This is a genomic window from Cupriavidus sp. 96C5-1, from assembly GCF_057798855.1.
In genome coordinates this window covers 1-13686 of sequence record NZ_JBYOJU010000090.1, presented here as the reverse complement: position 1 = coordinate 13686, position 13686 = coordinate 1, and the positions used below count along the sequence as shown (strand labels likewise).

The window sequence follows — 13686 nt, the reverse complement described above, 5'->3', positions numbered from 1 at the left end:
GTGGGCGCGGTGGCCCCGGATTTGGGATGCTCGTCTCAAGCTGGAGCCACCGCGCCCACGACGAAACCGGCAAGGATCGGGAAGAAGTGGCCATTCGCGCCGGTAACGGCAGATGCGTGAGCTACCACGGGCCATTGCCATCAGGGGCGCTATACTGAAACCAGTGCCATTTGCAGCGGCAATGTCGTTCGCGCCGGCAGCGCCAGCAGTCAGGCAGGACTGACGCGCCCACCACGAATCCGCAAAGCCGGCAAGCCCGATAAGCCAGCCCCCCTGCAAGGGGTCGCTTTCTTTTGGTTACTTTTCTTTACGAGTAAAGAAAAGTGACACCTACATGTGCCCGAGGGCCTGACACCACTCCGCCTTTAGGCCCTGCAAACCTAAATCAGGTCCCTAAAAACCCCAGCTTTAACGCCAACGCCAATAACGTTAGTCCTTTAACGAACGAACGAACGAACGAACGAACGAACGAACGCACATCCACCCATCCCATAAGCCCAGCCCCGCGCAGCGGGGCAAATCAATCCGCACTACCCACTAACTCCCGATACAACGCCACATACTCCTGCGCCAGCTTGTGCCTCGGATCCAGGTGGATCATCGGCGTCGCATACTGATGCGATTCCCGGATCTTGACGGATGACGACAGCCGCGAGTTCAGTACCGGCAAGCCTTCGCTCACCAGTTCCTCGACCAGTTGCAGCGGCAGGCTGGCGCGGGGCTGGAACTGGTTGATCACAATCCCTTCCACCGCCAGTTCGGCGTTGTGGTCGTGCTGGATCTCTTTCACGTTGTCGAGCAGCGTGTAGAGCGCACGGCGGGAGAAGTCGTCGCAGTCGAACGGAATCAGGCAGCGTTCGACTGCGATCAGCGCGGAGCGGGTGTAGAAGTTGAGCGCGGGTGGGGTGTCGATGTAGATCGCGTCGTAGGTGTCTTCCAGCTCGTTCAGCGCGTCGCGCAGCTTGTAGATCTTGTAGCGGGATTCAAGCTTGCCATGCAGCGCGTCGAGTTCGGGATGGGCGGGCATCACGTCGAGGTTTTCGAACGGCGTCTGGTGGATGAACGAAGCGATTTCCACCGGCTTGAAGCTGTATGTCAGCGCGGTCTCGAAGAAGTCCGCCACGGTCGGGCTGGCTGCCGCTGCCAGCTGGCCAAGCAGGTACTGGCTGGAGTTGCCTTGCGCATCCAGGTCGATGACCAGGGTGCGCATGCCCTCGCTGGCGCTGATCGCTGCCAGATTGCATACGATGGTCGACTTCCCGACACCGCCCTTCTGATTGAATACGACGCGCCGCATTTGTGCCCCTGGATATGAACGTTTGAACGTAGTACCAGAGGCAAGAGCATACCTTAGGGCGGCGTCATCCACGCGCGATATGGCATTGAATCTTCCAATCCGCGTGGCCGGTTCAGTAACCCGGGACCGTCAGGTCTGTATCAGCCGCTTCTGCCGGGAAATGCTCATCAGGATGCCGATCCCCATCCCCAGCGTCACCAGCGCCGTGCCCCCGTAGCTCATCAGCGGCAGCGGCACCCCGACCACCGGCAGGATGCCGCTGACCATGCCCATGTTGACGAAGGCGTAGGTGAAGAAGATCAGTGTGATCGACCCCGCCAGCAGCCGGGAGAACAGCGTCGGCGCGTTGGCCGCGATATATAGCCCCCGGAAGATCAGCAGCAGGTAGAACACCAGCAGCACGGCGTTGCCGATCAGGCCGAACTCTTCCGAGAACACGGCGAAGATGAAGTCGGTGTGCTTCTCGGGAATGAACTCCAGGTGCGTCTGCGTGCCCTTCAGCCAGCCCTTGCCGAACACGCCGCCCGAGCCGATGGCGATGATCGACTGGATGGTATGGAAGCCCTTGCCGAGCGGGTCGGTGGTGGGATCCAGCAGGGTGCAGATGCGGTGTTGCTGGTAGTCGTGCAGGATCGGCCAGCTCACCCCGGGCGCGCACATATCGTGCTCGAAGCTCACCAGCGCGGTGATGGCGACCACCACGATGGCGAGCAGCGGCAGGATGATTTTCCACGACAGGCCGGCGAAGTAGATCACATACAGGCCGGCGGCCATCACCAGCAGGCCGGTGCCGAGGTCGGGCTGCTTGGCGATCAGGCCGACGGGCACGAGTAGCAGCAGCAGTGCCACCACGAAGTCGTACCACCTGACGGAACCCTCCCGCTTCTGGAAATACCAGGCCAGCATCAGCGGCATGGCGATCTTCATGATCTCGGAGGGCTGGATGACCATGCCGACATAGAGCCAGCGGCGCGCGCCCTTGCGAATCAGGCCGAACATCGCCACCGCGATCAGCAAGGCCACCCCCACCGTGTAGAGCGGCACCGCCACCCGCATCAGCGTCTGGGTGGGCAGGTAAGCGATCACCCACATCACCGCGTAAGACAGCAGGATGTTGCGCAACTGGTCCTCGACCCGGCCGGGCATGTCGATGGCGGCGGAGTAGAGCGCCACGATGCCGGTGGCGAAGAGCAGGAAGACGATCAGTGCAAGCGGCTTGTCGAAGCCGGTGAGCGCCGTCTTGACGAACGATAGGACGCGGCGTCTATCCATGGCGCGTCTCCTTCAGCGTGAAGCGTTGCCGCCGGCCGCGCCGGGCGCGGTTGCCGGCTTGGCGCGGGGTTTGGAACTGGCGGGGCCCACCACGGCCGGTGCGGCCGGGGCGGACGCCGGCGCCGGCCGGCTATGGCCGAGGGCCTGCGACATGCGGTCTTCCAGCGTCTGCACCGCCGAGGCGGGGGGGATGGCAGCGGGGTCGATCACCGGCGCCACGGCGGCGGCGCCCGAGGCGCTTGCCGGCCGTGCCGCCGGCACGCTGGCGCCCGAACTGGTGGCGGCGGCTTCGCTGGCCCCCATCACGGTGGCGCTGGCAATGCTGGCGGTATGGCCGGTGGTGAATACGCTGGGCGTATCCACCGGCGGCTTGCCGCCGGCGCGCTCCGCCGCGGGCGGGGCGATGCTTTCCAGTTCGGCCGGCCACTTGCCGAGCAGGTAGTAGTCCATCACCTTGCGCGCGATCGGCGCCGCCACGGCGCCGCCGAAGCCGGCGTTCTCCACGATCATCGCCAGCGCGATCTTCGGGTTGTCGGCCGGGGCAAAGGCGGTATAGAGGGCGTGGTCGCGCTTGCGTTCGTCGAGCGCGTGGTGGTTGTATTTCTCGTTCTTGCCCATGGTGAAGGTCTGGGCGGTACCGGTCTTGCCGGCCGACTCGTAGGCGGCGCCGGCAAAGGCGCGGGCGGCGGTGCCTGAGTGCGTCACGCCGACCATGGCGCGCTTGATCACGTCGATATCGGCCTGCTTCAACGGCAGCCGGTAGCTTTCCTTGGGCACGGTGAGCTCGCGGTCGCGCGTCACGGAGTCTTCCACCGCCTTGACCAGGTGGGGCTTCATCGCGGTGCCGTTGTTGACCAGGATGGACACGGCGTTGGCCAGCTGCAGGATGGTGAAGCTGTTGTAGCCCTGGCCGATGCCCAGCGAAATGGTTTCGCCGTCATACCACTTCCGCTGCTCGGGCTTGCGGTAGGCACGCTGCTTCCAGTCGGTCGACGGCAGGATGCCGCGGCTCTCGCCCTCGATGTCGATGCCGGTGATCTGGCCGAAGCCCAGCGGCTTCATGAAATCGTGGATGGCGTTGACCCCCATGTCGCGGGCCAGCATGTAGTAATAGGTGTCGCAGGACTGCACGATCGAGGCGTACATGTCCACCCAGCCGTGGCCGCCGGGCTTGTCGTCGCGGAAGGTGTGGTTGCCCAGTGTGAACGAGCCCGGATCGTGGAAGCCCCAGGCCGCGGTGCGCTTGCCGGTGGTGAGCGCCGCCAGCGCCATGAACGGCTTGTAGGTGGAGCCGGGCGGGTAGGTGCCGCGCAGCGGGCGGTTGAGCAGCGGCTTGTCGGGCGAGTTGTTGAGCTCGTTCCAGCTATTGGTGTCGATGCCTTCGACGAACAGGTTGGGGTCGAAGGTCGGCTTGGAGACAAAGGCCAGGATGTCGCCGGTGGACGGCTCGATCGCCACCAGCGCGCCACGCTGGTTGCCGAAGAGCGCCTCGGCCAGTTGCTGCAGGCGGATGTCGAGCGACAGGATCAGGTTGTTGCCGGGCGTGGCGGGGGAGGTGGACAGCGTGCGGATGGGGCGTCCGCCCGCGCTCACTTCCACTTCCTCGAAGCCGGTCAGCCCGTGCAGCTCGGTTTCGTAGCTCTGCTCGATGCCGATCTTGCCGATGTAGTTGGAGCCTTTGTAGTTGTCGGCGTCCTTGCGCGGATCGTACTTGGCGCCTTCGGCGCCGTTGGCCTCGTCCATGGCTTCGATGCGTTCCTGGTCGCGCTGCGAGATGCGGCCCAGGTAGCCGATCACGTGCGAGGCGGATTCGCCCATCGGGTACTGGCGGAACAACCGGGCGCGCACGTCCACGCCGGGAAAGCGGAAACGCTGCGCGGAGAAGCGCGCCACTTCCTCGTCGGTGAGCTGGCTGCGGATCGGCAGGCTCTCGAAGCTGCGGGATTCTTCCATCAGCCGCTTGAAACGGCGCCGGTCGCGCGGCTGGATGTCGATCAGCCTGGACAGTTCCTCGATGGTGTTGTCGAGTGTGTCGGACAGCTTGGACGGCGTGATTTCCAGCGTATAGGCCGAATAATTGCGCGCCAGCACCACCCCGTTGCGGTCCATGATGATGCCGCGGTTGGGCTCGATCGGCGCCACCGAGATGCGGTTGTCCTCGGCCTTGGCCGAGTACTGGTCGTGCTTGTACCACTGCAGCCAGAGGAAGCGCGTGAACAGCAGGCCGAAGCAGATCACGGCGAACAGGGCTGCCGCCGCCACGCGGATGCGGAAGCGGCCGAGCTCCTGTTCGACATTGCGGATTTCGGTCATGGTACTGCGTCAGCCTTGCGGTTTGCCGCATGCACCGGAGGCAAGCGGCGGGACTCGGGTGGAGTTCAAGCTAGATCGGCCGGGTTTCGTCGACGTCGGCGCTGCGGCGCTGCGGCGCCAGCAAGAGCCCGGTGGCCAGCGGCCACAGCAGCGCTTCGATGCCCGGCGCCAGCAGCAGCTGCCAGCCGGGCAGCGGCGCGCCCATGGCCAGGCGGATCAGCACCGGCACCGCATGGGCGACGAACAGCAGCGGCAGCACATGCAGCGCCTGCGTATAGACCGTAAACCACAGCACGCGGCGGTGGATGGTGATGGCGAAGTACGCCAGCAGCGAGTACGCCATGGCGTGCTCGCCCAGCAGGCGCGCGTCGTGCACGTCCATCAACAGGCCCAGCGCGAACGCCAGCCCCATGCCGACCTTGCGTGGCTGGTGGATGTTCCAGAACACCAGCACCAGCGCCACCATGTCGGGGATCCACAGCGTGGTGCCCCAGGGCATCAGGTTGAACAGGAAGGCCAGCACGAAACTCAGCGCGATGAACGCGGGGTTGACCGGGCGCAGCAGGTATTGGGGATTGGTCAACGCTTGGGCTCCTTGGCCGCGGGCTTCTCGGCCGGCTTGGCAGTCGTCTTGGCTGCCGGCTTGTCGGCCGGCCTGTCGGCGTCCCTGACGCCCGGGCGGTCTCCCCGGCCGGCCTTGCCTTCCTTGGCGTCGCGCGGTCCGTCGATGGCTTCGCGCGGCGGCAGCTGGGCTTCATAGCGGATCACCAGCAACTGGCGGTGCGAGCGCACGCCGGCCACCGGCTCGCAGTACACGCGCGAGAAGGCGGTATCGGCCTTGCGCTCGATCTGCACGATCTTGGCCACCGGCAGGCCGGGCGGGTAGGTGCCGTCCAGGCCCGAGGTCACCAGCAGGTCGCCCTGTTGCAAATCTGCCGAGGCGGCCATGAAGCGCAGGTCGAGCAGGCCGGCGCGGGCGCCGCCGAAGGCCACGCTGCGCAGGCCGTTGCGCACCACCTGCACGGGGATGGCCTGTTCCTTGTCGGTCAGCAGCGTGACTTCCGACTGGAACGGCGAGACCCGCGTGATCTGGCCGATCACGCCGCGCTCGTCGATCACCGGGTAGCCCGCGCGCAGGCCGTGCTGGCTGCCGCGGTCGATCACGATGCGCTGGCTGTAGGGGTCGCGGGCGTCATACAGGATCTCGGCCGCCGTCACTGGCGTGGCCGACTGCTGCACCAGGCCGAGCAGCTTGCGCAGCTGGTTGTTCTCGGCCTCGAGCTGGGACTGGTGCACCGAACCCTCGGCCTCGATCACCGCGCGGCGGCGCAGTTCGCGGTTCTCGCTGGCCAGTGCGGCGGAGGACTGGGCGTAGTCGAAGGCGGTCCGGATGGCGTCGCGCGGCACCAGCACCACGCGCTCGACCGGCATCAGCACGGTGGCGGCAACCTGGCGCACCGCGCGCAGGGCGTCAAAGCGCGCATCGACGATGAGCAGCAGCAGCGCGATCGTCACATAGAGGACGAGGCGCGCGACGGCGGAAGTGCCCTGCTTGAAGAGCGGCGGCGGAGTGTAATCCATTTACCCGTGCGCTGGCAGAAAGATCCCCCGGCCCCGGAGGCACGACGGCGCCCCGGCGTGCCGGCCTTGGTGGCCGGGGTGCCGCGACGCTGCATGGTGCCCGGGGTCGGGCCGGGTCGGGAGGGAGGCGCGGCGAGGCTCGGCCCCGACCAGGTGTTCCGGCAGGCCGTGTCGTGCCACGAGCGATTCCCCTGCTTGCTGGTTATTCGTAGGAGAAGATGCTGCCCAGCTTGTCCATGCGCTCGAGCGCCATGCCGGAGCCGCGCACCACGCAGGTCAGCGGGTCTTCGGCCACCAGCACCGGCAGGCCGGTTTCCTCGGCCAGCAGGCGATCGAGGTCGCGCAGCAGCGCGCCGCCGCCGGTCAGCATCATGCCGCGCTCGGCGATGTCGGCGCCCAGCTCCGGCGGGGTCTGTTCCAGCGCGATCTTGACCGCCGAGACGATCTGGTTGAGCGGATCGGTCAGGGCTTCCAGGATTTCGTTGGACGATACCGTGAAGGCGCGCGGGATGCCCTCGGACAGGTTGCGGCCCTTGACTTCCATCTCGCGGACCTCGGAGCCGGGGAAGGCCGAGCCGATTTCCTTCTTGATGGCCTCGGCGGTCTGTTCGCCGATCAGCATGCCGTAGTTGCGGCGGATGTAGTTGACGATGGCTTCGTCGAACTTGTCGCCGCCCACGCGCACCGAACCCTTGTAGACCATGCCGCCCAGCGAGATGATGCCCACCTCGGTGGTGCCGCCGCCGATGTCCACCACCATCGAGCCCGACGGCTCCGACACCGGCAGGCCGGCGCCGATCGCGGCCGACATCGGCTCCTCGATCAGGTAGACCTGGCTGGCGCCGGCGCCCAGCGCCGATTCGCGGATGGCGCGGCGCTCGACCTGGGTCGAGCCGCAGGGCACGCAGATGATGATGCGCGGCGAGGGGCGCAGCAGCTTGGAGTCGTGCACCATCTTGATGAACTGCTTGAGCATCTGCTCGGTGACGGTGAAGTCGGCGATCACGCCGTCTTTCATCGGCCGGATGGCCTCGATGTTGCCCGGCACCTTGCCCAGCATCTGCTTGGCTTCCTTGCCGACCGCCTGGATGGTCTTCTTGGCATTGGGCCCGCCTTCCTGGCGGATCGCCACCACCGACGGTTCGTCAAGGACGATGCCCTTGTCGCGCATATAGATCAGGGTGTTGGCGGTGCCGAGGTCGATCGCGAGATCGTTGGAGAAGTAGCTGCGGAGAAATCCGAACATCAGGAATCCTGTTTTCTGGTGGTTCGCGAGTATGCGAAGTGGCCGGCGCCGCTGCGGGGCCAGCCACGATATTCATAGCGACGGGTAGTATTCAAGGCCCCGGCCGTCCGGTGGGGCGGGCGCCGGCACCGTTGCCAGCCCGCGTGGTCATCCACCGCGGGCCGTCAGGGCCGGGGCCGCCAACCAGGGCCGCCACGCCCGGTGGCGGAACGGCCTCTACGGGAACCTTTGATTAGACCACGCGCAAAAGTTCGGTGGAACGGCGCCGCAATTACAATTAATTTGCCGGCGGGAGCGGTCTAGTCGAAGGAACCTGGGCTGCATCCTTTGTGGCCTCCGGCCCTGTACCGCTGCCTGGCCGGTCGGGCGACCAGGCCGGCGCCGATGGCTGGGGGGCCACCAGGCTGCCGCGGGGGTTCCGGAAGTGCTTCAAAAAGCCCCGGTTCACGCGGTTTTACAGTAATGTGACGAAGGCGCTGCCAAAGGATGGCAACGCGCAATGATACCTTATAATTCCCCCTGTTTCGGGGGCTTCTTCCCCGAAAAAACCTGTAACTTTGACGATTCCCGGGCGCTCCCGGCAGCACTCGCCCGGCCCGCCCCGGCCGCGCCCGCATCGCATTCGCACCGACCCCAAGCCATGGCTCTCGACCTATCCGACGTCAAGCGCATCGCCCACCTTGCCCGCATCGAAATCAACGATGACGAGGCCGGGCAGACGCTTGTGCAGCTCAATCATTTCTTCTCGCTGGTCGAGCAGATGCAGGCGGTCGATACCGCCGGCATGGTGCCGCTGGCCCACCCGCTGTCCGCGGTGCGCGAGATGTCGCAGCGGCTGCGCGACGACGTCGTCACCGAGGCCAACCGCCGCGAGGACTACCAGCGTCCCGCGCCGGCCACCGAAGGCGGCCTCTACCTGGTGCCCAAGGTCATCGAATAAAGGTCATCGCACAACGGCGATCGAACCAGCGGCTGCGCCGCGCCGCCTCCCGGGGCGCGCCGGCAGCCCTTACCTGCCAAGCCAAACCGACCGATATGTCCTCTTCCGCATCTTCCGTGACCTCCCTGCGCCAGCTAGCCGACGCGCTGGCGGCACGTACCGTTTCCGCCGAGGAACTGGCGCGCGACTACCTGGCCCGCATCGAGCAGGCCAGCGCGCTCAACGCTTTTGTCGACGTCAACCCCGAACTGACCCTGGCGCAGGCCCGCGCGGCCGACGAGCGCCGCGCGCGCGGCGAAGCCGGCCTGCTGACCGGCGTGCCGATCGCCCACAAGGACGTATTCGTCACGCGCGGCTGGCGCGCCACCGCCGGTTCGCGCATGCTGGCGGACTACGAGAGCCCGTTCGACGCGTCCGTGGTCGAGCGCCTGGGCGCCGCCGGCATGGTCACGCTGGGCAAGACCAATATGGATGAGTTCGCGATGGGCTCGTCCAACGAGAACTCGCATTTCGGCCCGGTGAAGAACCCCTGGGATACCAGCCGCGTGCCGGGGGGCTCCTCGGGCGGCTCGGCCGCCGCCGTGGCCGCCGGCCTGGCGCCCGCCGCCACCGGCACCGATACCGGCGGCTCGATCCGCCAGCCGGCCTCGTTCTCCGGCATCACCGGCATCAAGCCCACCTACGGCCGCGTGTCGCGCTACGGCATGATCGCCTTTGCCTCCTCGCTGGACCAGGGCGGCCCGATGGCGCATACCGCCGAGGACTGCGCGATGCTGCTCGGCGCCATGGCCGGCTTCGACGAGCGCGACTCGACCAGCCTCGCGCCCGCCCAGGGCGGGGTGGATGAGGACTACACCCGCCTGCTGGGCAAGCCGCGCCCCGGCGCCAGCGCTGGCAAGCCGCTGGCCGGCCTGCGCATCGGCCTGCCGGCGGAGTATTTCGGCAAGGGTCTGTCGGCGGACGTGGAACAGGCCGTGCGCGGCGCGCTCGCCGAGTACGAGAAGCTGGGCGCCACGCTGGTCGAGGTGTCGCTGCCCAAGACCGAGCTGTCGATCCCCGTGTACTACGTGATCGCGCCGGCCGAGGCCTCGTCCAACCTGTCGCGCTTCGACGGCGTGCGCTACGGCCATCGCGCCGCCGAGTACCGCGACCTGATGGACATGTACAAGAAGTCCCGCGCCGAAGGCTTCGGCGCCGAGGTCAAGCGCCGTATCCTGGTGGGCGCCTATGTGCTGTCGCACGGCTATTACGACGCCTACTACCTGCAGGCGCAGAAGATCCGCCGCATCATCGCCGAGGATTTCCAGCGCGCCTTCGCCCAGTGCGACGTGATCATGGGCCCGGTGGCGCCCACGGTGGCCTGGAAGCTCGGCGAGAAGAGCGCCGATCCGGTGCAGATGTACCTGGCTGACATCTTCACGCTGTCGACCAGCCTGGCCGGCCTGCCCGGCATGAGCGTACCCTGCGGGCTGGGCGAGGGCGGCATGCCGGTCGGCCTGCAGCTGATCGGCAACTACTTCGGCGAAGCCGAGCTGCTGCAGACGGCGCACGCTTTCCAGCAGGCAACGGACTGGCACCTGCGCCGGCCCGCGCAGCCATGACCGCCCGGCGCTGGCTGGTCCGGCTCGCGCTCGGCATCGGGCTGGCCGCCGCGTTGGCGGCCTGCATCCCGCTGCCGCGCATCGGCGGCGGGCCCACGCCGATCGCCAGCCGCAACATCGATCTCGCCGGCGACTGCCGCCGCACCGAGGAAGACGGCTTCCGCGAGGACGCGCAGCTGCGCGTGGCGGACAACACGGTGCAGCAGCTGTCGTGGAAGCTGTGGGTGGGCAAGCGCGGTTCCTGCAGCTTCAACCTGGCGGAATTCCGGCAGACCCAGAAGAAGCCGCATATCGAACTGCGGGCCAACGACGGCAGCGCCTGCAAGCTGATGGTCTGGCAGGATCCGCGCCGGGTCACGCTGGCGCACGCCAATTGCGAACGGCGCTGCACGCCCGGCATCTACGAGGAGGCCTGGCCGGTGATGTTCGAGCCCGGCACCGGCGGCTGCGCGCAGGCCCGATGAACCCGTCCATGGCCATGCCCCGCCGCGCCGCCCGCCATCTGTGGTCTATCTGCCTGGGCCTTTGCGCCATGCTGGCGGCCAGCCATGCAGCGCTCGCGCAGGCATCCGCGCCGGCGGCCGGCGGGCAGGCCATGCCGGTGGCGCAGATGGTGCAGTTTCCCGGCGCCGGCAACGGCACGGCGCTGAGCGCCTATTGGTTCGTGCCGTCCCGGAGTGCCGTGGCGCAGTCCCAGGCATTGCCAGTGGTCATCGCGCTGCATGGCTGTGGCGGCCTTCACCGGCGCGGCGGCGCAGATGCCGCGGCGCTGCAGCCGCGCTATCGCGAGTACGTGCAATGGCTCTCCGCGCGCGGTTACGCGGTGCTGCTGCCGGACAGCTTCGGGCCGCGCGGCAAGCCGCAGGGTATCTGCACCGAACGCATCGATGGGCGCGATATCGACGATGCCACGCGGCGCGGCGACGTGCTGGAGGCACTGCGCTGGCTGGCGCAGCAGCCCGGCATCGACACCGGCCATATCGTGCTGCTGGGCTGGTCCAACGGTGCGCAGGCGGTGCTCAGCGCCGTCGACGCCAGCCGCGAGTGGCCCGCGGGCGCACCGGCGATCGAGCGCGCCGTGGCGTTTTACCCGGGCTGCAAGAGCGCCGTGCAGCGGCATGCATTCCGCCTGCGCACGCCCTTGCTGCTGATGACCGGCGGCGCCGACGACTGGACTCCCGCCACCCGCTGCGCCATGCTGCGCGAGGCGGTCGCGGCGCGCCAGCCCGATGCGCGCTTCCGCCTGGAGATCTACCCCGGCGCATATCACGGCTTCGACGGCACCGAAAGGCTGCGGGTGCGCCGCGATGTGCCCAACGGCACGCGCCCCGGCCAGGGCGTGACCCAGGGCGGCGACCCGGCCGCGCGCGAGGCGGCGCTGGCGCAACTGGATTCGTGGCTGGCCAGCCCGAATCCCTGAATGAATATAGTGAATACGGATGCCGGGATGACGCCGCGGGGCAGGGCGCGATACCGGCGAATATGTAGCAAACACGTAGTAAAGACGTAGCAACACATACAGCACACGAACAGGAATACCGCCATGCAATGGGAAGTGGTGATCGGCCTCGAGACGCACACGCAGTTGTCGACGGCCTCCAAGATTTTTTCCGGCAGCTCCACCGCCTTCGGCGCGGCGCCCAACACGCAGGCCTCGCCGGTCGACCTGGCGCTGCCCGGCGTGCTGCCGGTGCTCAACCGCGGCGCGGTCGAGTGCGCCATCCAGTTCGGCCTGGCGATCGGCGCCACCATCGCGCCGCGCAGCATCTTCGCCCGCAAGAACTACTTCTACCCCGACCTGCCCAAGGGCTACCAGATCAGCCAATACGAGCTGCCGGTGGTGCAGGGCGGCAGCATCAGCATCCAGGTCGAAGGCAAGAAGGGCGAGACCTACGAAAAAACCGTGCAGCTCACGCGCGCCCACCTCGAGGAAGACGCGGGCAAGTCGCTGCATGAAGACTTCGCGGGCATGACCGGCATCGATCTGAACCGCGCCGGCACGCCTTTGCTGGAGATCGTCACCGAGCCCGATATGCGCAGCGCCGCCGAAGCCGTGGCCTACGCCAAGGCCCTGCACGCGCTGGTGATGTGGCTGGGCATCTGTGACGGCAATATGCAGGAAGGCAGCTTCCGCTGCGACGCCAACGTGTCGGTGCGCCCCTATGGCAGCCCCACCTACGGCACGCGCCGCGAGATCAAGAACCTGAACTCCTTCCGTTTCCTGCAGCAGGCCATCGAGTACGAAGTCCAGTGGCAGATTGCCGAGATCGAAGACGGGCGCGCCATCCAGCAGGCCACCGTGCTGTTCGATCCCGACACCGGCGAGACGCGCGCCATGCGCACCAAGGAAGACGCGCACGACTACCGCTACTTCCCCGATCCCGACCTGCTGCCGCTGGAGATCGACTCGGCCTGGATCGAGCGCGTGAAGTCCGAATTGCCGGAACTGCCGGCGGCCATGCAGGCGCGCCTGGTGTCGCAATACGGCCTGTCCGCCTATGACGCCAGCGTGCTGACCGCGTCCAAGGCGCTCGCCGGCTATTTCGAGGCTGTGGTCGGCGAGGCCGGCGCGGCCAACGCCAAGCCCGCCGCCAACTGGCTGATGGGCGACGTGTCCTCGCTGCTCAACCGCGAAGGCATCGCGCTGGAAGCCGCCCCGGTCAAGCCGGCGCAACTCGCCAGGCTGCTGGTGCGCATCGCCGATGGCACGGTTTCCAACAATACCGCCAAGAAGGATGTCTTCCCGGCCATGTGGGCGGGCGAAGAGGGTGGCGACGCCGACGCCATCATTGCTGCGAAGGGGCTCAAGCAGATGTCCGACTCCGGCGAACTGGAGAAGATCATCGACGATGTGCTGGCGGCCAATGCCAAGTCGGTGGAGGAATTCCGCGCCGGCAAGGAGAAGGCGTTCAATGCGCTGGTGGGGCAGGCCATGAAGGCGACCAAGGGGAAGGGGAATCCGGCTCAGGTTAATGAGTTGTTGAGGAAGAAGTTGGAGGGGTAGGGGGGCGAGTTGGGTTCTTTGGTTTTTTCTTTTGCGTTTTTAGGGACCTGATTTAGGTTTGCAGGGCCTAAAGGCGGAGTGGCGTCGGGCTCTTGGACACATGGAGGTGTCACTTTTCTTTACTCGTAAAGAAAAGTAACCAAAAGAAAGCGACCCCTTGCAGGGGGGCTGGCTTGTCGGGCTTGGTGGCTTTGCGGATTCGTGGTGGGCGCGGCGGTTCTAATAAACTGCTGGCGCTACCGGCACGAATGGCATTGCCGCTGCGAATGACGGTGGTTTCATTGTATGACCCCTGAATGACGAACTCGCTTGCCCATTCATGCATCTGCCGTTACCGGTTTATATGGCCACTCGATCATGAATGGCACGGGTTTCGTCGTGGGCGCGGTGGCCCCGGATTTGGGATGCTCGTCTCAAGCTGGAGCCACCGCG

At 66.7% G+C, this 13686-nt stretch carries 12 protein-coding genes; 5 read left to right on the top strand and 7 right to left on the bottom strand.

What is annotated here, in order from left to right; all coding sequences use genetic code 11:
* Positions 1-520: 520 nt before the first annotated feature.
* The 6 genes from AC3FOF_RS43950 to AC3FOF_RS43925 form a co-directional block, all read right to left on the bottom strand.
* Positions 521-1297, bottom strand: coding sequence for a ParA family protein (locus tag AC3FOF_RS43950; RefSeq protein WP_017226059.1), 777 nt, complete (start codon positions 1295-1297; stop codon positions 521-523).
* A 129-nt stretch (positions 1298-1426) separates the two neighbouring features.
* Entirely contained in the window at positions 1427-2569 is a 1143-nt protein-coding gene (gene rodA, locus AC3FOF_RS43945) for a rod shape-determining protein RodA (protein WP_017226060.1), read from the bottom strand.
* Between the two features lie 12 nt (positions 2570-2581).
* A complete protein-coding gene (gene mrdA / locus AC3FOF_RS43940; RefSeq protein ID WP_276264478.1) occupies positions 2582-4882 on the bottom strand; it encodes a penicillin-binding protein 2 in 2301 nt (766 codons plus the stop codon).
* Between the two features lie 70 nt (positions 4883-4952).
* Positions 4953-5465, bottom strand: coding sequence for a rod shape-determining protein MreD (gene mreD, locus AC3FOF_RS43935; RefSeq protein WP_017226986.1), 513 nt, complete (start codon positions 5463-5465; stop codon positions 4953-4955).
* Entirely contained in the window at positions 5462-6463 is a 1002-nt protein-coding gene (gene mreC, locus AC3FOF_RS43930) for a rod shape-determining protein MreC (protein WP_017226985.1), read from the bottom strand. The genes mreD and mreC overlap by 4 nt, the downstream gene beginning before the upstream one ends.
* 202 nt (positions 6464-6665) lie before the next feature.
* Positions 6666-7709, bottom strand: coding sequence for a rod shape-determining protein (locus AC3FOF_RS43925; RefSeq protein WP_011296266.1), 1044 nt, complete (start codon positions 7707-7709; stop codon positions 6666-6668).
* A 640-nt stretch (positions 7710-8349) separates the two neighbouring features.
* Between AC3FOF_RS43925 and gatC the strand changes: the two genes are divergently transcribed.
* The 5 genes from gatC to gatB all read left to right on the top strand — a co-directional run bounded on the left by gatC (position 8350) and on the right by gatB (position 13254).
* Complete coding sequence (gatC, locus tag AC3FOF_RS43920; protein WP_017226983.1) at positions 8350-8649, top strand: Asp-tRNA(Asn)/Glu-tRNA(Gln) amidotransferase subunit GatC; 300 nt, start codon at positions 8350-8352, stop codon at positions 8647-8649.
* 95 nt (positions 8650-8744) lie between these two features.
* Positions 8745-10250, top strand: a complete 1506-nt coding sequence (gene gatA, locus AC3FOF_RS43915; protein WP_276264480.1) for an Asp-tRNA(Asn)/Glu-tRNA(Gln) amidotransferase subunit GatA — start codon at positions 8745-8747, stop codon at positions 10248-10250.
* Positions 10247-10714, top strand: coding sequence for a hypothetical protein (locus AC3FOF_RS43910; protein ID WP_488730243.1), 468 nt, complete (start codon positions 10247-10249; stop codon positions 10712-10714). Before gatA ends, AC3FOF_RS43910 begins: the two co-directional genes overlap by 4 nt.
* On the top strand, positions 10711-11670 hold the full coding sequence (locus AC3FOF_RS43905) for a dienelactone hydrolase family protein (RefSeq protein WP_488730242.1): 960 nt from the start codon (positions 10711-10713) through the stop codon (positions 11668-11670). Before AC3FOF_RS43910 ends, AC3FOF_RS43905 begins: the two co-directional genes overlap by 4 nt.
* Positions 11671-11793: 123 nt before the next feature.
* Positions 11794-13254: an Asp-tRNA(Asn)/Glu-tRNA(Gln) amidotransferase subunit GatB gene (gene gatB, locus AC3FOF_RS43900; RefSeq protein ID WP_276264483.1), complete on the top strand. Its 1461-nt coding sequence runs from the start codon at positions 11794-11796 to the stop codon at positions 13252-13254.
* 109 nt (positions 13255-13363) lie between these two features.
* On the opposite strand, the gene AC3FOF_RS43895 is transcribed toward gatB, so the two are convergent.
* The gene (locus AC3FOF_RS43895; protein WP_488730241.1) at positions 13364-13579 is read right to left on the bottom strand and encodes a hypothetical protein; all 216 of its coding nucleotides are present in this window, start codon (positions 13577-13579) and stop codon (positions 13364-13366) included.
* Positions 13580-13686: the final 107 nt, after the last annotated feature.